Below are 19630 nucleotides of genomic sequence, written 5' to 3'. Positions count from 1 at the left end.
AGCAGCGAAAACTATTAAACGACCTCAGATTCTGAGTGTTGTCCAACCTGTTGCTGCAATAGATCGCGATTCTCTCTCGCTTTAGCATTATTGGGGTTAATTCGCAAAGCTTCGTTAAAAGATGCGATCGCATCCTGATACCGTTTCAAATTTGCCAGGGCAATTCCCCGATTAAACCAAACTTTTTCAATTTTAGAATTGAGCTCAATCGCCCGGTCATAAGAAGCGATCGCATCTTCTCCGTCCTCGCTTAACCGCTTTCATCTCATCGATTTCATCTATCTCTGAGTGGGGAGAACTTATGCACAAAGGGGTTAACTCAGCCTTTACCTGAAGTATAAAATCCCCAAAAATTAAGCGATCGCTCTTGATTGCTTCAAGTCGCGATCGCTTGTCTTGTTTTGTCCGTGTTTTTGTTATGTAAAGCCTAGAGGTCCTGTTCGCTCAACTCGCGAGTCAGGTGGTCAAACGGCTGATCGATAAACCCAGTATTTTGCACCCCAGCTTCCGCTGCCATGTCCTTAACAATGTCTTTCATGATCTGAACACCACGAACGGTGGGAGCAATGGGCACTCCCAAAGAGTTGTAGGTTTCCCGCAACCCTTGCAGTACCCGCTCATCTAACACATTCATGTCACCCGCCACTAAGGCATAACTGGCATAGCGCAAGTAATAGTCCATGTCTCGGAGACAAGCCGCATAGCGACGAGTCGTATAGGCATTTCCACCAGGACGGATCAGTTCGGGCAATTCATCAAATAACTGTGAGCCGGCCTGTTTGACAATGGCTGCCGCATTGCCATTAATCACCGCTGCTGCCGCAATCCGTCCCGTACCGGTTTCAAAATAGGACTTGAGTGAATCAATCGCATTCCGATCCAGGTAACGACCTGTGCCGTCATACCTCCTAATTAGGCTTGTGACTGCATCCCGCATTAAATTATTCTCCCAACAACAATCTGCTTATATTTATAGATTTATAGGACTTACACACCCTTTTCAATCGCGTAAGTCCTGCATTTATTAATCATCACACAGGCTTGACCCGCAAATGCATCAAATACAAAGCAACTTTTTAGGAAGTAGGGCTTGTCCTAGCCGTGAGCGCTGGCACAACGCACCCGACCGGTAGGGGTTAAGTGACAGCGAGGGGCTTTTGCTAGGGGCTTTTGCTGACTACGTCGAGAGGCTCTTAACCAAGCACTGCCTATAACAGGTTTAGCCAGCACATTTAATTCATGGGGATATCGGGGTTTTGGATCGTTGGCTAACCAGATGGGTGGTACCATCATGGGGTCATATTCAGCAATCACATCCACCATTCCAGGGCGAGCTTTTAACTCTACCCGCTGTCCGGGTTGGTATCGGAGTTCCTCTTCCTGTTCAAAATTTTGAGTATTAAAGTAAAAGTTCATACGTCCTAAAAATGTAGCTTTTGATACAGCATTATTTTTAGCCTAATGAATTCTACGATTTTTGGTTAATTTTGCTACATTTTTTAACTTTTCTGGGAACACGCAGAACTCGCACTAGAGATTCTGTAGTGTAGGATACAAAAGCTCCTACACTCTCTCCCTAGGATGAGTCAGGTGCATTGGAGAGAGAGAGTCAAGGGGGAACGATGAATGATGAATGATGAATGCTCCAACCACCCCCTGTCAAAAGCTAGGGGAGGGAAACAAGGATGCTATATAAATGCAAAATTAACAGGGCTATCCCCCGGTTAATTAGGGTGCATTCAGTAATTCTGAATTCGAGAAGTGAAGAAACCCGAAATAGTCTCAACCATCCGTTATCTAATCGAATAGAGAGCCGGACATCCAGTTAGGTCAAACCAACCAACGAATGGATGGATAACTTTCTATTCCTTGGATAACCGTAGAGGAATCGTCTCAAAAGTCAAGCCGCCAACAACCGTTCCCTGATCAACCCTATTTTGAGTGACACAGTACTTGACTAACGAATCCCCAACCAGCAATATCGTTAAATTATTTGTGCCCTTTTTAAACGAAAATCCAACTCACAACAGGAGTCTTTCATGCCAGAAACCCCACAAGATGTCTTAAAGCTGATTCAAGACCAAGACATCAAGATCATTGACCTGAAATTCATTGACATGCCAGGGATCTGGCAGCACTGCTCGTTCTACTACAATCAAATCGACGAGAGTTCTTTCACAGACGGCGTTCCCTTCGACGGTTCCAGTATTCGGGGTTGGAAAGCGATCAACGAATCCGACATGTGCATGGTGCCCGATCCAAAAACAGCTTGGATCGACCCCTTCATGCAAGAAAAAACCCTGAGCATGATTTGTAGCATTAAAGAGCCGCGCACTGGGGAATGGTACAGCCGCGACCCTCGCACCATCGCTCAGAAAGCGATTGATTTCCTCTCGTCAACAGGGCTTGGAGATACGGTATTCATTGGCCCAGAAGCTGAATTCTTCGTTTTTGATGATGTGCGCTTTGACCAAACCGAGAGCAAAGCCTTCTACTACGTAGACAGCATCGAAGGACGCTGGAATTCAGGTCGGGAAGAAATGGGTGGCAACCTGGGATATAAGCCCCGTTATAAGGAAGGTTATTTCCCCGTCGCCCCAACGGATACGATGCAAGATATGCGTACCGAAATGCTGCTGACGATGGCAGAGTGCGGCGTACCCATTGAAAAGCATCACCATGAAGTGGCGACAGGCGGACAAAACGAGTTAGGTTTCCGTTTTGCCACCCTCGTTGAAGCGGCTGATTATTTGATGACTTATAAGTATGTCATCAAAAACGTTGCCAAGAAGTATGGCAAAACCGTTACCTTCATGCCCAAACCGCTGTTTAACGATAACGGTTCCGGGATGCACACCCACCAGTCCATTTGGAAAGATGGGCAACCCCTATTCTGGGGTGATGGCTACGCCAACCTGAGCAAGATGGCGTTGAATTACATCGGTGGTATTCTCAAGCACGCCCCAGCCCTGTTGGCTTTAACGAACCCGACGACCAACTCTTACAAGCGTTTGGTGCCTGGGTTTGAAGCGCCGGTGAACTTGGCTTACTCTCAAGGTAACCGTTCGGCTTCGATTCGGATTCCCTTGTCCGGTACAAATCCCAAGGCGAAGCGCTTAGAGTTCCGTTGCCCTGATGCGACTTGCAATCCCTATCTCGCCTTTGCTGCGATGGTTTGCGCTGGCATTGATGGGATTAAGAATGAAATCGACCCAGGCGAACCCCTGGATGTGGATATCTACGACCTCAGCCCTGAGGAATTGAGCAAGATTCCTTCCACACCAGGTTCTTTGGAAGATGCGTTAGAGAGTTTGGAGAAAGACCATGGGTTCTTGACCAGCACTGGTGTGTTCACCGAAGACTTCATTGAAAATTGGATCAGCTACAAACTCGATAATGAGGTCAACCCGATGCGGCTGCGTCCTCATCCTTATGAGTTTTCTCTTTACTACGATGTCTAGTTTCAGGCTTTAGCTGATTCCCTCAAAGCCCAACTTTCATATCCTTGAGTTTGAAGTTGGGTAGCGGTCGGTAAAAACGACCCAATGAACCACCTTTAGGGGTGGTTTTTTTGTGTTCATCGTTCACAATTATTCATGGGTGTTAAGTAACAGATTGTAAAGCTGACTCAGCAATGAATTGATGAGCAGGACGCTTAAGTAGCCCTAAAATAGCCTTTTTCTTAGAAAAAACAGGTCTTGAATCCTTGCGCTAAAAATGAGTAAGAATTGTAGGGTTCAGCACTCTTATTTTAGCGCATCAAATTGGGTTAAAAACCTTACCTAGGGCTGAATCTAAACGGCTCCATCTCCGAAAAATTACGTTACGATTAGATAAATAGCTTTACAAAAGAACATATAAACCGATGACAGTTGCTTATCCCCGCAAATTCAACAATTCGATGAGTGCGCGTGACATCATGAGAAACGTGGTGCGCGATCGCGAAATTCACCTGATCACCCTCAACCGCTACCGATTCAACGAGCAACATAGCTGCATAGACCTCACTGATGTCATTGAAAAACTCGATGGTAAGCCGGTGCAATTGGTGCGCGACTTGTCTCATCATGTGTGTGACGAAGCGCGTCATGCTGTGTGGTTAACCGATCTGCTGGTGGAGTTGGGCGCAGACATCGGCACACCGCCTGGAGTGTCATATATTGGCGAATTTGAGCGACTCCTAGACCAAGATAAATATCAGCAAGAAAATCAAAAGGAAGACGCTATCATTGCAGCGTTGGCAGCCATTAATGTCACCGAAAAGCGGGGTTGTGAGTATTTTTCGGGTCACATTCAGGCGTTGAAAGAAGCACCGCAAACTGAGGAAAACATCAAAATCAGGGAAACCATCGAGCAGATTTTCCCAGAAGAAGCCGGTCATGTGCGCTGGGGAAACCGTTGGTTAGCCCAAATCGCCAAGAAAAGCCCAGAACACAGAGAAAAGGTGGAACAAGCAAAGCGCAAGTATATTGCCATTGAACAGGCCGCTTTTGAATCGGGCATGGATATTATGGCAGGTGCCGAACTGCGGCGGATGAACCATCTCCTGGAAATTGCTAACACCATGCCAGTTTGGGAGCGTCCCCAATACTTAATGGAACGCCTACCCCAAACCTTGATAGCTCCAGAGCTACAGATGACTCGAATTACAGCAGCACAGCGAGCTTGGAATCGCGATCCACAGGCGTTTATGGAGAAGTTTGTGCCGATGTTCTTGAGCGGCTTGAATCGCACGCAGCATCAGAAGAAGAAGGTAACTGCGTAAACAATCTGGTGAGTACGGTAGACCTCCTTTTCTCATGAGTTAGGGTTTCATGAGAGAGCTGCGAGGTTTACCGGAATTTTCACACTCATCTTGATTCTTTTATAGCGGTTCTCAAATAAGTGGATTACACTCAACTTCTGCCCTTTGCCCTCTGCCTTCTGCCTTAAAGCCAACTACGTTGTACCTCACCAAATAGAGAAACGCTATATTAAATAGCAGTCAACTAAGTTTACAATTTCTTCATATTCAAATTCTTCGGCAAGTTGCAATACTCTGGTCACAAAAGCAGTATATTCAGGGTTTAATTGCTGGAGTCGGATAATTTCCTGCTCAACTTCAGAAATAGCACCAATCATAGCAGCTTGTGACAGGGCAAGCAGTTCTTCAGGAGGTGGTATCACCATTGGGGGTAATGTCGCATCTACGATATTTATAGATAGTGTTTCCCCATCCCCAGTCTTTTTCGGGTCAGAAATCCAGGTTAAGTCTAAGTAACTCTTGATTTTGTGTAACAATTCTTCAGTTTGAAGCGGCTTGGAGAGAAAATCGTTGCAGCCAGATTCCAGGGTATAAAGTTGGTCAGCTTCAAAGGCATTGGCAGAGATGGCAATAATCTTTGTAGTTTGAAACGCTGGGAATTGACGTAGTTGCCGGGTCATTTCGTAACCATCCATTACAGGCATGACTAAGTCAACAAAAATTAAATCCGGTTGCACCTCAATGGCTTTTTCTAAACCCTCTTGTCCATTCGCTGCCTTTGTGAGTTCAAATCCGAGGGGTTCTAGGAGATTGACGAGGACGGCGCAATTCTCCCAACGGTCATCAACAATAAGAATTTTCCGTTTCTTGCCCTGATAGCCAATGATAGTATGGGTTGATTTGATGAGTGTTGACTCTATTGGGTTTGAGACAACAGGCAAGTCTAAGTCAAACCAAAATTTGCTCCCAACCCCAGGAGTACTTTCAACAAAAATTTGGCTTCCCATTAAACAGACAAGTTTCTCAGTAATCGATAGCCCCAAACCCGTTCCTTCTGCATAACGGGAACTATTCCCAACCTGCTCGAAAGGCAAGAATATTTTTTCCAATTGCTCACTCGTCATACCGATGCCAGTATCTTCAACTTGGAAGCGAATCAATTGATTTTGAATTTTGGATTTTGGATTATTAATTGATAATTGGTCTTGTTTATTACTTCCAATTACCTCTACCTTGAACGTAATACTACCAGCATCAGTAAATTTGACAGCATTGCTTAAAAGGTTAATTAAGATTTGGCGCAGTCGCTTTTCGTCAGCATGAACTACCGTAGGGAGTTTGTTAGACGTTACATATCTAAAGTCAATTGATTTTTGTGCGGCTTTGAGGCAAAAGATTTCAAAAACCCCTTTGAGGAAGGCGGAAAAATTAAAATCGTCTGGGTAGAGTCCAAGTTTCTCTGCTTCAATTTTAGAGAGGTCTAAAATGTCGTTAATCAGTGTGAGCAGGTGTTCGCCGCACTGTTGGATAATGTCCACACCTTTCTTTTGTTGAGGAGTCGTGTCTTTATTCCGTTGCAGAATTTGCGCGTAGCCCAAAATGCCATTGAGAGGGGTACGGAGTTCGTGGCTCATATTCGCCAAGAACTTGCTTTTTGCTCGATTTGCCGATTCTGCGGCTTCCTTGGCAGCTTGCAGGGCGATTTCGGCTTGTTTGCGCTCTGTAATATCAGTAACTTGGGCAATTAGATACATAGGTTCTTGGTGAATACCGCGCATCAAGGAAACACTGGATAGTCCCCATATCACTGTTCCATCTTGACAAACAAATTGTTGTTCAAGTTGATAACCGTCTTGTTCACCAGCATACATTCGCTCTACGCATTCTAGCTCTTGAAATTGGTCTTCTTGATAGACAATATCTTGCCACCTTATAGATAAAAGTTGCGACTCAGAATAGCCCAACATTTGACATAAAGCTGTATTAACTTCTAAAAATCCACCCGCAATCGAGACCAGACACATCCCTACGGCGATGGTATCAAAGGCTCCCTTAAATTTACGTTCACTGTTTTTGAGGGCTTCCTGAGCTTTTCTTTGTTCTGTAATATCTCGTCCTACTGACTGGAACTCAACAAAGTTACCTTGCTCATCAAATATTGCCCGGTTAATCCATTGCATCCAGCGAATTTCCCCAGCAACAATAACCCGATGTTCAATGGTTCCTAGAGGTTTTTCCACGTTGAGGGAGTCTAGGAATTGCCTGATTTTTTCCAGGTCTTGTGGGAAAATAAACGGTTGATAACGTTTATTCAGAATCTCTGATCGTGACTTAGCATAATAGCGGCAGAAGGCTTGATTCACGAAAGTGAGTGTACCATCCGGTTGAAATCGAGTAATCAGTTCTGTCTGATCTTCAATAATGGCAAGGTAGCGTTCCTCACTATGTTTAAGGGCTGCTTCGGCATGTTTGCGATCGCTAATATCACGCAAAATAGCAGTAGAGATGATTTCGCCGTTGATTTCCAGCTTAGAAATTGAGGCTTCAGCCGGAAACTCACTCCCGTCTTTGCGGCGGGCAAAAATCTCGCCCCGCTCTGCCATGCGTCTTGCTGTACCAACCGATTCGCTAAAGGCAGTAACGTGCTGATGATGTATGTCTCTCACACGACTAGGCAAGAGCAAATCGAGGGGTTGCCCTAAAACTTCATCCGCTCTGTAGCCAAATATCTTTTCCGCTCCCTGGTTAAACAGAGTGATTTGTTGCAAGGCGTCTACGGTAATAATGGCATCGTTAGCAATTTCGAGAATGCCTGCAAATCGAGATTGAGAGGCTTGCAAGGAAAGTTCTGCACGCTTTTTATCATTAATATCAATCAAATAACCAATGCACTCAAAGGGGTTGCCCACTTCATCCTTGACCAACCTCAGTTGAGTGTATAACCAATGGTAAGTTCCATCCGCATGTAAGAAGCGGTATTCGTAGGTGCAAGACCCCTGCTCGAACAATTGCGGTAAACTGGCGACAATGCCCTCCAAATCGTCCGAGTGGACGCGCATCTCCCAAAACTGGGAACTGTTGAGAAATTCTTGTGCGTCGTAGCCCAGAATAGCGCGGACATTCTGGCTCATAAATGTAGCCCGATAATCTCCCTCAGGCTTGCAGCTAAAAATGACGGCGGGACTAGCGGTGAGCAGATATTTCAGGCGTTCTTCGCTTTGGCGCAATGCGTCTTCAGCTTGTTTCTGTTGTGTGAGATCCCGCAGTCCGACAACTACTCCTGATATGGTATTGTCTGTCTCATAATAAGGCGAGTAAGTAACATTCAAGAAGCGTTGTTTTGTCGGCTCAGCCTTAAACTCAAACCAGGCTTGATAACGAACAGTCTCTCCAGCTACCGTTCGATCTAAACACTCTTTAACCAGATTTTGATATAAATCTTCGCCTAAAAGATCGGCGACTGAATGTCCTACAATCTCTTCGTACTGTTTATTATGCCAAATCAGATAAGTCTGATTGACCACCTGATAAATATAGTTCCGATCTAGCAATGCAATACCATCGGCTGTTGCGGAAACAATCCGTTCATACCGTTGTAAGTTTTCCTCAGCTTGTTTGCGCTCTGTGATGTCATCAGCAAAGCCTATGTAGCGGAGTGGATGACCGGCTTCATCCCGAACTATCAAGATTTGTGCATAAATCCAGCGAATTGCACCATCGGGACGAATAATGCGGTACTCTCGCCTGACCGAGTGGCCTTGAAACTGTTGTGAAAGAGATGCAATAATCTGTTGGCGCTCGTCGGGATGTATCGCCTCTAACCAAGAGTCAGAGTTTTTATATAAGCTCTCACAGGTGCTTCCAAAAATCTTTTCGTAAGCGGGACTAACATACAGAAATTGTTGAGATTTGGCACAACGAACAAAGAAAAATTGGTTAATCGTGGATGCAATTTCCTGAAAACGCTCCTCACTCTGCTGTAGTGCAACTTCTGCAAGTTTGCGATCGCTAATGTCAATATCCACCCCATCTACAATCAGTTCACCCTGCTCCCCCTTTTGAAATCGGGCGTGATCGATAATCCATTTCCCTTCTCCTGATGCAGTCATTAACCGATACTCCAGCTGAACCGGTTCTAATGTTTGTCCGGCTAGTTGTAATGCCTGGAAAAATTTGGGACGATCATCTGGGTGGATCAGATTTAAGGCATTATTTAAACCCCCTGGATCTTGGAGCAATTCATTGGGGTCATATCCTAAAAGTTGGCGGTAGCTATCACTTAAATACAAGCTCAACAGGTTGCCGTCTGCGGAATAAACTGCTCGATAAATGCCACCGGGAATATTGGCGGCAATGCTGGATAACTGTTGCTCTTGTGCTTGCAGTGCCAGTTCAGTTACTTTGCGATCGCTAATATCGGCAACCGTACCTACCCACTTCACCACCTCTTTTTGGGCATTGTAAATGGGTTGTCCCTTGGCATGGATATAGCGAATGTTGCCTTTCTGGGTAATGATCCTTAAATCAGTATCGAAGAATCCAGGAGCAATCATCGCTTCAACCACCTCCCGTTGGAATCGTTCCTGATCATCGGGATGAATCTGCTGAATGGTTAGATCCGGTCTGGGTACCGGCGCTTGCTCTTCGGCTTCATAAATGCGATACAGTTCCTGTGACCAAATCACCTCCTGTTTCGCCAGATCAAACTCCCAACTGCCAACCTTCGCAATGTGTTGAGCTTCGGTGAGGGCAGCCGTTTTTAAAGCAACCTGTCGTTCTAAATCTTGGGCATAGTTTTGGCGAAGTTGGTTGGCTTCTTGAAGTGCCATCACCATCTGGCGAAAGGATGCCGTCAAACTCTCCACTTCAGCAATGCGGGTAACTGGAAGCGGTGTATCAAGGGTGCCAACAGCTACGGTTTCGGTAGCTTGGGTAAGGCGAAAAAGCGATCGCGAAATTCGCTTTGAGGTCCAAATCCCACTACTAATTGCCCCCAGTAGCGCCAATCCGCATAGCATCAGTGTGCGGTAAATATTTGCCTGAATTTGAGCCATGAAATCCGACTCTGGGACAACCACCACAATCGTCCAACGGATTTGGTTATCTAACTGGAATGGGATAACACGCCCAAAATATGATTTGTTTTGCAGGCGAAATCCCATAGGATGAGCATCAGGTTTCACGCTCCAAGCTGCGGCTGTTCGCGTAACCGGATTTTGGCTGTCTTTAGCCGCTAACCGCAAAACTTCTGGTGGTAACGTTTCTTTTGGCTCAATGGAACGATTCAGGTGAAAGGGTTCTTCAGTGGTAGAGGTCGTAATCAGCAGTCCCTTTTCATCCATAATGAAAGCTTGTCCAGTCTTGCCAATCTGAAGACGGTGTAAAAACTCCCCAGTCTGGTCAAGAAAGACGCTACCACTGAGTACGCCCTGGAACTGACCTAGAGGGTCTACAAATGGTAAAAAGTAAGCCAGGAGGAGCAAGGGCTGCTCTTTGCCTCGCACCAGAGACACGACTAACTGCCAATGTCCCTCTTTAGAGTCTTTTGCCACCTTATACCACGGACGGGTTGGGGGGTCAGCATGGGGTTCATAATTGGGTAGAGTATCTTGCAAGTACAGGCGATTGCCCTGTAAATCCGCTGCATAGTTTTCCAACGCCCCCGTTTCAGGGTTGCGTTGGCGAATGGTGAACCGATCAGGATGAGGACGAGTAACGGAAAGAAAATCTTTGCGTTCTGTCCCGATCACGAGACTACTGACATCCGTGTGAATCTTCAGTTGCTCAACAAAATAGGTTTCTATGAGGGACGTATTTTGCCAGTCTAAAATCCCCAGCTTCATTGCCGCTTGATTTTCCCTCACCAAATCCTTTGGGGTTTTAAGATATTGCTCTAGACTTTGAACAATCCGATCGCCCTTTGCTTGCATCAATTGATTAGCCAAATCTGCAACCGCCTGCTGTCCACTGCGGTAGGAGAGATAGCCCACTAGAGTTACTGCGCCTACGGTTTGCAGCACAAACGGTAAGGTGAGAACCAGTCGCAGGGGCAGTTTTCTCAAGACTTTTTTCACTAAGGGAGAAATAGTAGGAATGGGCATAGGAGCATAGGGAGGATGCGGGTGGGAGTGCGATCGCCTAAAGCCCCATGGTTAGCGAAGCGGTAGCTGATCGCTTCTTCTGGCAAAACTAACATAAGTCTAAAGGCAGATGACGTTGTACTCTGAGTCGTCATCTAAACGGATACTGCTCGCTGACTCAATGGCGATGCCTTAATCTTTTCTAAGAGTCAGGCAAACTTTCATCTACCAAGAAGTTCACTCACGGGGGATACTGGGTTTTGAGCAAATCCCAATCGGAGGAAACCACTCAAGCCTATGACAACCCAAGACCCAAACCCCGAAACCCTCTCTACCGAAACCTTGTCAACCGAAGAGATCGTTGCCACTGAGTTAGTTGAGGATAGTGTTACTGTCAATCATGTGGAAATTATCGAAACCGTGATTTCCAGCCTCGATCAAGAAAACACAGCGATGGTGAGCCATAACCAAGACGGCTACATGTGGAAATTTAAGTACGGTAGCGTTGAAGTGTTTGTGCAACTGACGGGTTCCAGCGATGATGACACATTCACGGTTTGGTCTTCGGTGCTTCCGCTTCCCGCCAACAATGAGCCACAGTTGATGCGTAAGCTGCTAGAAATGAACTGGTCTGATACATTTGAAGCCCATTTTGCAATTGTCAATAGTCAAGTGGTCGTGTTATCTTCCCGAACGGTTGCTGAGCTATCGCCTGGGGAAATTTCTCGCGCCATTACGGTTGTAGCCACTATTGCCGATGACAACGACGATGCCTTACAGGCTGAGTTCGGTGCCGCCTCCTAAATTCAAAATTCAAATTATTTGTGCCGCGAAGTCCCCACTGTCCGATCCGGGCAGTGCGGGGAGAACTTTATAAGATTGGATGGCTGCAAACGACTCAATTTCAAATCCTCACTCATCTTGGCGTTTGATTCCCTTATTGCAGGCGTCGGGACAGGTTCAGATGGCAATTGATCGTTGGCTATTGGAGCAGCACCAAGCGGGAAAGCAGCCTCCCGTGTTGCGGTTTTACACTTGGGCTTCACCGACGATTTCCTTAGGCTATCATCAACGCCGATGGCCTGCATCCTGGCAGCAGCTAACTTGGGAAGGACAAGCAGTGCCTTTGGTGCGCCGTCCCACTGGGGGACGAGCGGTGTTGCATCACGGGGATTTAACTTATATGGTGGTTACCTCCGGATTGACAGGGAAACGCCAGGACATCTATCAAAGGATTTGTGAGTTTTTGATTGAAGGGTGGCGATCGCTGGGTATAAAACTCCACTATGGTGCAGCCGGACGAGACTATATTCACAATCCCAACTGTTTTGGCACGGCTACAGGTGCCGATTTACTTTCGGCTGAAGGTTATAAGCTGATTGGGAGTGCCCAATTGCAACGGGGAAAAGCCATTTTGCAGCATGGTTCTATTGTTTTGTCAAGCCATTGTGAGTTATTTACCCAAGTTTTTGGTCAACCCGTACCACCGCTCCTCCAACTGCCCATTCAGCCGGAGGGAGACAGCCTAATTCCCACTGTCATAGAAGCGCTAACGGAGTCTGCCTGTCGTTGTTTTGGTATTGAGTTCGTGACGCAGCCTTTATCGGAACTGGAATGGCAACAGATTCTGGCGCTGCCTCCTTTACCTTTCGACGCTAAATAGTCGTGAACACTTGGGATGGGAATCCTGCCCGTCCAAGCAATGCAATGTTTGATGCCGATTATCTTAATTATTAATTGCCTGTGCGATCGCTGGGAGTTGTAACCCTGGAGGATAGCTATTTTCCGCTTTAATCTGCTTGATATCCGCCTCACTGATCAACATATTCAGCTTTTTGGCAACAGCGCGAACAATATCACCCCGATCAATTACACCCGAAACGGCACCCGCAGGAGAGAGAACCGTCAAGTGATTTCGCGGTTCGGTTTCCAGGCGTTGAATCACCTCAGCTAATGGAGTCTTCTCCTCCACGGTGGCAATTTCCGATAAGGGATGTACAATCCTGTCCAGAGTCTGAGTTTCCCATTGACTGCGCTCAATCACCTGTAAATCATCAATCGCCACCAAACCGCGATAACGTCCATTAGCCGCCCCGTAGTAGGGCATCATCGATTGAAGGTCTGTCAGGATATAATCCTCGGCAAAGGAGCGCAGGGTTTGATTGGCATCCACCACACGAAACTCGTGGGTCATGGTCTCTGATGCCGTAATCTGAAGTAAGGCTTCTTGGAGAGTGGTTAATCGCTCATAAGCTGTGGCATTGCGAAATACAAACCCACCAATCAACGCTAGCCAAATCGCTCCAACCTGACCCTCCATCAGTATCCAGTACAACCCGATCGCGATCGCCAATCCCCCCAAAAATTTACCCGTTTGAGCCGCCCAACGCACCCCCTGAAAGCGACTCCCCGTCACCTTCCAAATCGCGGCTTTCAACACTTGTCCCCCATCGAGGGGCAATCCCGGAATTAAATTAAATATCCCTAAAATTAAATTAATGTTCGCCAGATCCAGGGCTAAAACCTGTCCTATGCTATTACTGGGCACGACCTGAGCCACCCCATAAAGCAGTGCAGACAGCCCTAAACTCACACCGGGGCCAGCGATCGCCACTTGAAAAGCTTGCCCAGGGGTTTTGGATTCCCGATCAATCGAGGCTACCCCACCAAAGATAAACAGGGTAATCGAGTTAACTTTAATACCCTGCGATCGCGCCACTAAACTATGACCGAGTTCATGCAACAAAACAGAGGCAAACAACAATAGCGCCATTGCCAACCCAGCACTCCAAGCCAAAACCAACTCAAAGCGGCGAGAGAAATCCAAGGCATTGAGTAGAGTTACCAACCCTAAAATCAAAAACCACGACGGATCTAAAAATAGCGGGATTCCGAATAAAGAGCCAATTCGCCATTTTGCCTGCATCAGATTTTCCCCTTCCTTCGACGTTTGACCCGATTTTAGAGGTGAACGGTTCACCAGCGCTGACGCACCCGTTATGGATCAAAGAAACCCATGAGAATTTCTCCCATCTTCGTCTGCGCTCCAACCCCACTCTCCCCAATCGTTATCGTGCCTCTAATTACCAGGATACGACCAAAATTAAAACGCCCAAGTTGAGCAGCAAGCTGTCCAAGTATTGGGCGTCTGTTTGAGACTCTTTTATTGTCCTCAACGGGAAGCGTTTTTTAGAACAGGCCGGTATTGGTCAGCCCTAAAATGGAACCCACTCCCAAGATATGACCGAAGCTGATACCCGCGATTAATTCTGGGAGACCAAAATTTTTACCCAAAACTGGCTCTAGTAAGGGTAGGGAAGATCCTTTGCCCTTGTTCTGAATACCAATACGGGCAATGAGCAGGCCAAGGATGATGCATATACCCATCACCAAGAACTGATTCCCACTCGCCGCAGGTGTGGCGGGGACGGTTTCCTGTACTGCTGCCAATAAAATCGAATGAATCAAGATGTCCTCTCCTTTCGTGATTAACCTAAATACAAGTCCAATACCAGAAGGCTACCGAGGAACAGCCATTCTCCCGTCTCCCTTGGGAATGATTGCGGTTTACGAAAAGGATGGTTGAGACAAGTTGATTCACAAAAATATACTTCTAAAGAGCGCCTGCGTTGCTCAGTCCCAAGATCACACCAGCCCCCAGAATGTGACCAAAGCTGGCGGTTGCCAACAGTTCAGGAAGACCAAATTTGTTCAAAATAGCAGGCTTGGAACCGGGTAAATCGGGACCCACACCTTTTTTCTGAATCGCGAAGCGACCAATGGCGAAGGCAAACAGGTTGCACAAAATCATGACTAGCCCTACGCTAGGACTCCATTGGGGTGTGGATGGAACAGTCGCTTGGACAGTCATTAAAAGTGAGTTAATAAACATTGATTTCCTTGCTTGATCAATTCGATACGAACAAAAAAATCATAAAAAGCTTTGGTAACAATTTCACAACTTGTTTTAAGAATTAACACTTTTACCCCCATTTTTGATATAAAACTCAACAAAATTCCCAAATAAGCAAAGATTAATGAAGGATGTCCATGCGGGTCAAAATTTGTGGTATTACCAAACCGGAGCAAGGTCAAGCGATCGCGCAACTAGGAGCAACAGCCCTCGGCTTTATCTGCGTACAAGCCTCCCCTCGTTATGTGACGCCCAGTCAAATTCGGGCAGTCGTGGAGTCGTTACCGTTACCGATAGATTGTATTGGTGTATTTGCTAATGCAGATTGGGAAGAAATCTGTCAAATTGCTGCCGACGCCGGTTTGACTTCCGTGCAACTACATGGTGATGAATCCCCAGAATTTTGCGAAAAGTTACGCTATGCTCTGCCTGAAATGGAAATTCTCAAAGCCCTGAGGGTGAAGACTCCAGAATGTTTAGAGCGGGCGGTGACTTACACCCCTTGTGTCGATACACTCCTGCTGGATGCTTACCATCCTCAATTACTGGGGGGTACGGGGAAAACCTTAGATTGGGCAATTCTGCGAGAATTTTGCCCTAGCATTCCTTGGTTACTCGCCGGTGGCTTGACGCCGGATAACATTTTAGATGCCTTGAGGGAGTTGCAACCGAGTGGGATTGACTTATCAAGTGGCGTGGAGCGATCGCCAGGAGATAAAGATTTAGCTCAAGTCGCCTTGCTATTTGAGCGATTGGGAAGTCTTGATTACCGATAAACGCAACAAGCAAAAGTACCTCCCTTATCTACGAATAGTGTAAGAGGTACTTTTGCGTTATGGGGCAGGTAGCTGTTTACTTTTTCTCAAGCTGGGTAACGACTACACCCGCATCCAGAAAGAGTAGTAAACCCGTTAGAGTTTGAGAAAACAACTACAATTTAGTTCGTAGCGCTAGCCCCATACCTGAAGCCTAATGAGATTACCGCCGATAGTCAGAACCCGGACGGACTCCTAAATCAGGGTCATTGATCGGATGAGTATGAACGGTTTCGTGACGCTTTTTAGGAAGTAAACCGGCTAATCCACCTAAACCCAACAGACCTAACCAACCCCAGTCAAAGTCGTCGTTAGTCTCAGTAGCATCCACATCAGTCGTTCGCTGATTATAGGTTGAATCCGGGGCGGTATTTTGGGTTTGAGCTTGTGCGGGAACAGCCAACGGCAAAACCGCTAAACTTGCACCAAGGATACCCGCACTAATAAATTTAGAAAAACTAGAAGTCTTCATGATTGTATTCCCTTCTCTTTAAATAACTGGATTACCGAAAATCAGAGCGAGAACGAGCCACTACATCAGGGTCTTGGGTGGTGTAATGAACAGTTTCGTGACGCTTTTTAGGAAGTAAACCGGCTAATCCAGCCAAACCAAGTAGACCTAACCAGCCCCAATCAAAATCATTGTCAGTATAGGCAGTATCCACATCTCCAGTGCGCTGATTATAGGTCGTACCCGGAGCAGTATCTTGGGTTTGGGCTTGTGCCGGGGCTGTTAAAGGGACAATGGCTAAACTTGCGGCGATCGCACCAGCACTAACAACTTTAGATAGATTAGAAAGCTTCATGAGTTAATCTCCTTTTGTTTTAAGCCGTTTCTAATGCTCATAAGCTTAGGCTTTGCAAAAATTAGTTGAATCAATCTTTAGCCATAAACCCTAAACGTCGGTTGCTGCACTGAGGAGAGAGAAAAAACAATCGACCCGTATCTCTAAAAGAAGAGAGTAAAAAAGCCTAATTTTAGACAAATGACCATCCATGAAGCGATCCCCCTGTTTGACACAGTCCTCACCGGCCAGCCGCGTTTTCAACAAGAATAAATAAAGTTGATAGGATTACCGAAAAAGTTGAGGAGAGAGTAATAGCTGTAATCCAAGAAATGTGGCAACACGACTATATTGTCAGCAATGGCGTGAGGCTGCATTATGTCACCCAAGGTGAAGGGCCGCTGATGCTCATGCTGCATGGATTTCCAGAGTTTTGGTACTCGTGGCGTCACCAAATCCCAGAATTTGCGAAGGATTATAAGGTGGTTGCGATCGATCTGCGCGGTTACAACGATAGTGACAAGCCGCCAGAGCAATCGGCTTATGTGATGAGTGAACTGGTTAAAGATGTTGAGGGTGTGATTACAGGATTAGGATATGAGCGCTGTGTGCTAGTGGCTCATGACTGGGGTGGTGCGATCGCCTGGAACTTTGCCTATGCTCACCCAGAAATGGTAGAACGGCTGATTGTGCTGAACATTCCCCATCCCGCCAAAATTGCGGAAGGCTTGCGGACTCCTCAGCAGTTGATGCGGAGTTGGTATGTCTTCTTCTTCCAAATCCCAATCCTACCAGAACTATGGTTACAAGCCTTCGACTACGAAGCGCTTGGCAATGCATTCGTGGATATGGCGATTGATAAAAGCGCCTTCACTCCAGCAGATATAGAAGCCTATAAAAATGCAGCGGCAAAGCGCGGTGCACTGACGGCGATGATTAACTATTACCGCAATGTTTTTACCAGTGCCCGACCCCAAGATTGGGCTTTACTCGATGTGCCAACGTTAATGATTTGGGGTGAAGATGACACGGCCTTGGGTAAGGAGTTGACTTATGGAACGCAAGAATTCGTTAGAGATTTTCAAATCCGCTATATTCCCAACTGTAGCCACTGGGTGCAGCAGGAAAAGCCAGAGTTAGTCAATCACTATATGCGCGAGTTTTTGGGAGGATAGATTTTATGTGTTTCTCATTTTCAATCAGCTTTTGTGCAGAAATAGACCCAAGTTTTGTCAGAGTCTTCTCTGTTTAATTAATTTGTGCGGATATAGCGAGAATTTCACCGAATATAGAAAGACATAAAAGCTCCTTCGAGTTTCCCCTCAGCTTCCTGCTGGGGGTTTTTTATCAGTATGCTTGGTGCTGGTGTCCTAGAGATTTCCCAGAGCCACGAAAGCTTAAGCTCATGCGCTTCGCCATGCTTGCTCCCAGTGGAATCATTGACTTTAAAAAATATTTGTGGTAAAAAATCCCGCATTAGGGAGCAAAACTCTGGTTGCTAGGAACAATCATTAGCCGGTTTGGAGGTACTCTAAAAAATAGAGTCTGACTGGTAGATTTGGCAAAGCCTACACTTAATACTGCCCGGTGCCAACATCGACCGAGGTAGTCCTTCCAGACCTGAGTACACATAACTGTTCTAATCTAGGAAACACTGCCGTGGATGCCGGTAACCAGCAAAGGATTTTAGGTTATTTCATTGAAGAAGCAAAAGAACACCTCGACACCCTGGAAAAAGGGCTATTAGATCTACGCACGGTGGTGCAAGATCCGGAGCGGGTGAATGAAATGTTTCGTGCTGCCCACTCAGTCAAGGGGGGGGCGGCAATGCTAGGCTTTGCCAGTATTCAAAAAACAGCCCACCGATTAGAGGATTCGTTCAAAATTCTCAAAGAGAATACTATCAAGATTGACCCAAAGCTAGAGGCTTTATTTTTAAAGGGATACGACACTCTCAAAGACTTAATCGAACAGCTACAAGGACCGTTTGGCTTGCGGGAAGAGGATGCTGAGAAAAAGATGCAAGCGGCAGAACCAGAGTTTGCCAAATTGCAAAATTACCTCAACAGCTTATTGCAGGGTGGTGGTGAAGCATCGCCCCCAGAGACTAAAAAGCCAGGGTCGCTTCCTCCCAACTTTGTGCCTCAAGTAACAGAAATTTTGAAGCAGATGTTGCAGCTATTTAAACAACAGGATACACCAGCCAGTCGTCAACAACTTCAGGCGATGTGCAAGCGATTATTACAACTAGGGGCGGGGATTAAACCTTGGCAATCATTGATCCAAGTCTCCTATAAAGCCATGGCGAATCCCAAGAATTCCTATCCATCGCTAGCCCCAATCGTGATTAAGGAACTCAAGCAAGCTAGCGATAAATTACAACAAGGGAAAGCCAATGAATTAATTCCTAGTCCCCAATTGCAAAAACTCGCCACGGTAGCTGCGGCTACTCCCGGTAAGGAGAAGGAGAAACCATCGGCGGCAACAAAAGCGACGACTACCACCGCCAAACAAATTACTTTGCCACTAGAACCCAAAGCGGCTGCCAAGGTTCTGGTTAAAGCGTTTGACAAACCACAACTGGTGCAATTGGTTAAGTTGCTCGCTCAAGCGACTCGCGGCTGATCATAAAGGCTGGGGCAGAAGAGGTCAGTTAGAAAGTTGGCGAGTGAGCAAATTAGAAGACTCATTGAACCTTCAACCTTCTAACTTTTCAACCTTCAACCCAGTCTCCTCACTGTCCGAAATAGCGTCCTGCCATCCCTAAGGCATCCGCGATATCCACATCACCATCGCCATCAGCATCTAAGAACGTATTCAGAACGGGATTTGACCCTTGGGATGGTGTAGTACTGCTACCCGTTTGCAGGAACTTTAACACGATGGGAACCAATATGGGTAACATGGCTTGAATCGTGCCTGAACTTAGCCCCGTCCGCCGTTCAACTTCTTGAACGATTTGCTGGATTTGAGGCGCACCAAAAAGCAATTGGACGGCTTGATTGCTAGGCTGAGTACCGCCAAATTGATTAACAAAGGCTTGAGTTTGCTGCTCCCCCTCATTGGCTCGCTTTTGTTGCAGAGCAGAGCGAGCATAGCTTCCCACAACGGATAAGACCGATTGAATCGTTGAGGGGTCAGTATTAGCATTATTACTTAACTGCTGCACGGTACTGAGAATCTCCCCTAGCTGATTAGGACTCGCTTGCTGAGAGGGATTGTCGATCGCGCCGAGGATTTGGTCGAACAAGCTCATGATATTTCCTCCGTTTTCGCCAACTGCCAACTACAGA

At 46.4% G+C, this 19630-nt stretch carries 17 protein-coding genes and 1 pseudogene; 8 read left to right on the top strand and 10 right to left on the bottom strand.

The genetic code is table 11. The annotated features are described in order from the left end of the window. Nucleotides 1-14: 14 nt before the first annotated feature. The 3 genes and pseudogenes from MIC7113_RS34500 to MIC7113_RS37940 form a co-directional block, all read right to left on the bottom strand. Nucleotides 15-233, bottom strand: a pseudogene (locus MIC7113_RS34500) (tetratricopeptide repeat protein); the annotation flags it as partial. A 194-nt stretch (nucleotides 234-427) separates the two neighbouring features. Beyond that, on the bottom strand, nucleotides 428-937 hold the full coding sequence (gene apcB, locus MIC7113_RS05515; protein ID WP_015181190.1) for an allophycocyanin subunit beta: 510 nt from the start codon (nucleotides 935-937) through the stop codon (nucleotides 428-430). Nucleotides 938-1095: 158 nt separating this feature from the next. After that, on the bottom strand, nucleotides 1096-1416 hold the full coding sequence (locus tag MIC7113_RS37940) for a hypothetical protein (RefSeq protein ID WP_015181189.1): 321 nt from the start codon (nucleotides 1414-1416) through the stop codon (nucleotides 1096-1098). Nucleotides 1417-2039: 623 nt separating this feature from the next. Here MIC7113_RS37940 and glnA point away from each other — a divergent pair. Next, nucleotides 2040-3461, top strand: coding sequence for a type I glutamate--ammonia ligase (glnA, locus tag MIC7113_RS05505; RefSeq protein WP_015181188.1), 1422 nt, complete (start codon nucleotides 2040-2042; stop codon nucleotides 3459-3461). Nucleotides 3462-3865: 404 nt separating this feature from the next. Further along, complete coding sequence (locus tag MIC7113_RS05500; protein WP_015181187.1) at nucleotides 3866-4765, top strand: ferritin-like domain-containing protein; 900 nt, start codon at nucleotides 3866-3868, stop codon at nucleotides 4763-4765. A gap of 203 nt (nucleotides 4766-4968) precedes the next feature. Here MIC7113_RS05500 and MIC7113_RS35310 read toward each other — a convergent pair whose 3' ends face one another. After that, the gene (locus MIC7113_RS35310) at nucleotides 4969-10845 is read right to left on the bottom strand and encodes a PAS domain S-box protein (RefSeq protein WP_015181186.1); all 5877 of its coding nucleotides are present in this window, start codon (nucleotides 10843-10845) and stop codon (nucleotides 4969-4971) included. A gap of 276 nt (nucleotides 10846-11121) precedes the next feature. Between MIC7113_RS35310 and MIC7113_RS05490 the strand changes: the two genes are divergently transcribed. Together MIC7113_RS05490 and MIC7113_RS05485 are read left to right on the top strand one after the other, a co-directional pair. Continuing rightward, nucleotides 11122-11628 (top strand): YbjN domain-containing protein, encoded by a 507-nt coding sequence (locus tag MIC7113_RS05490; RefSeq protein WP_015181185.1) that lies wholly within the window; start codon nucleotides 11122-11124, stop codon nucleotides 11626-11628. Between the two features lie 79 nt (nucleotides 11629-11707). Further along, nucleotides 11708-12487: a lipoate--protein ligase family protein gene (locus MIC7113_RS05485; protein ID WP_015181184.1), complete on the top strand. Its 780-nt coding sequence runs from the start codon at nucleotides 11708-11710 to the stop codon at nucleotides 12485-12487. 63 nt (nucleotides 12488-12550) lie between these two features. Here MIC7113_RS05485 and MIC7113_RS05480 read toward each other — a convergent pair whose 3' ends face one another. Continuing rightward, entirely contained in the window at nucleotides 12551-13750 is a 1200-nt protein-coding gene (locus tag MIC7113_RS05480) for a site-2 protease family protein (RefSeq protein WP_015181183.1), read from the bottom strand. On the opposite strand from MIC7113_RS05480, the gene MIC7113_RS35970 reads away from it, so the two are divergent. Next, nucleotides 13741-13980 carry a hypothetical protein gene (locus tag MIC7113_RS35970; RefSeq protein ID WP_155897940.1) on the top strand — a complete coding sequence of 80 codons (240 nt, stop codon included), beginning with the start codon at nucleotides 13741-13743 and terminating at the stop codon, nucleotides 13978-13980. The two genes, MIC7113_RS05480 and MIC7113_RS35970, sit on opposite strands and share 10 nt — an antisense overlap. A gap of 33 nt (nucleotides 13981-14013) precedes the next feature. On the opposite strand, the gene psaK (MIC7113_RS05475) is transcribed toward MIC7113_RS35970, so the two are convergent. Beyond that, nucleotides 14014-14292 carry a photosystem I reaction center subunit PsaK gene (gene psaK, locus MIC7113_RS05475; RefSeq protein WP_015181182.1) on the bottom strand — a complete coding sequence of 93 codons (279 nt, stop codon included), beginning with the start codon at nucleotides 14290-14292 and terminating at the stop codon, nucleotides 14014-14016. A gap of 145 nt (nucleotides 14293-14437) precedes the next feature. Beyond that, on the bottom strand, nucleotides 14438-14716 hold the full coding sequence (gene psaK, locus MIC7113_RS05470) for a photosystem I reaction center subunit PsaK (protein ID WP_015181181.1): 279 nt from the start codon (nucleotides 14714-14716) through the stop codon (nucleotides 14438-14440). A gap of 158 nt (nucleotides 14717-14874) precedes the next feature. Here psaK (MIC7113_RS05470) and MIC7113_RS05465 point away from each other — a divergent pair, with 158 nt between their 5' ends. After that, nucleotides 14875-15513, top strand: coding sequence for a phosphoribosylanthranilate isomerase (locus MIC7113_RS05465; protein WP_015181180.1), 639 nt, complete (start codon nucleotides 14875-14877; stop codon nucleotides 15511-15513). Between the two features lie 202 nt (nucleotides 15514-15715). On the opposite strand, the gene MIC7113_RS05460 is transcribed toward MIC7113_RS05465, so the two are convergent. Beyond that, nucleotides 15716-16024, bottom strand: coding sequence for a WGxxGxxG family protein (locus MIC7113_RS05460; protein ID WP_015181179.1), 309 nt, complete (start codon nucleotides 16022-16024; stop codon nucleotides 15716-15718). A gap of 31 nt (nucleotides 16025-16055) precedes the next feature. Further along, nucleotides 16056-16358: a WGxxGxxG family protein gene (locus tag MIC7113_RS05455; protein WP_015181178.1), complete on the bottom strand. Its 303-nt coding sequence runs from the start codon at nucleotides 16356-16358 to the stop codon at nucleotides 16056-16058. Between the two features lie 311 nt (nucleotides 16359-16669). Between MIC7113_RS05455 and MIC7113_RS05450 the strand changes: the two genes are divergently transcribed. Next, nucleotides 16670-17512 (top strand): alpha/beta fold hydrolase, encoded by an 843-nt coding sequence (locus MIC7113_RS05450; RefSeq protein WP_015181177.1) that lies wholly within the window; start codon nucleotides 16670-16672, stop codon nucleotides 17510-17512. A 484-nt stretch (nucleotides 17513-17996) separates the two neighbouring features. Continuing rightward, the gene (locus MIC7113_RS05440; RefSeq protein ID WP_015181176.1) at nucleotides 17997-18962 is read left to right on the top strand and encodes an Hpt domain-containing protein; all 966 of its coding nucleotides are present in this window, start codon (nucleotides 17997-17999) and stop codon (nucleotides 18960-18962) included. A 109-nt stretch (nucleotides 18963-19071) separates the two neighbouring features. Here MIC7113_RS05440 and MIC7113_RS05435 read toward each other — a convergent pair whose 3' ends face one another. Continuing rightward, entirely contained in the window at nucleotides 19072-19593 is a 522-nt protein-coding gene (locus tag MIC7113_RS05435) for a DUF937 domain-containing protein (RefSeq protein ID WP_015181175.1), read from the bottom strand. Between the last annotated feature and the right edge of the window lie 37 nt (nucleotides 19594-19630).

The sequence above is a fragment of the Allocoleopsis franciscana PCC 7113 genome (assembly GCF_000317515.1).
Classification (GTDB): Bacteria; Cyanobacteriota; Cyanobacteriia; order Cyanobacteriales; family Coleofasciculaceae; genus Allocoleopsis; species Allocoleopsis franciscana.
The sequence above is the reverse complement of the archived record's forward strand: the minus strand, read 5'-3'. Positions and strand labels throughout refer to the sequence as shown.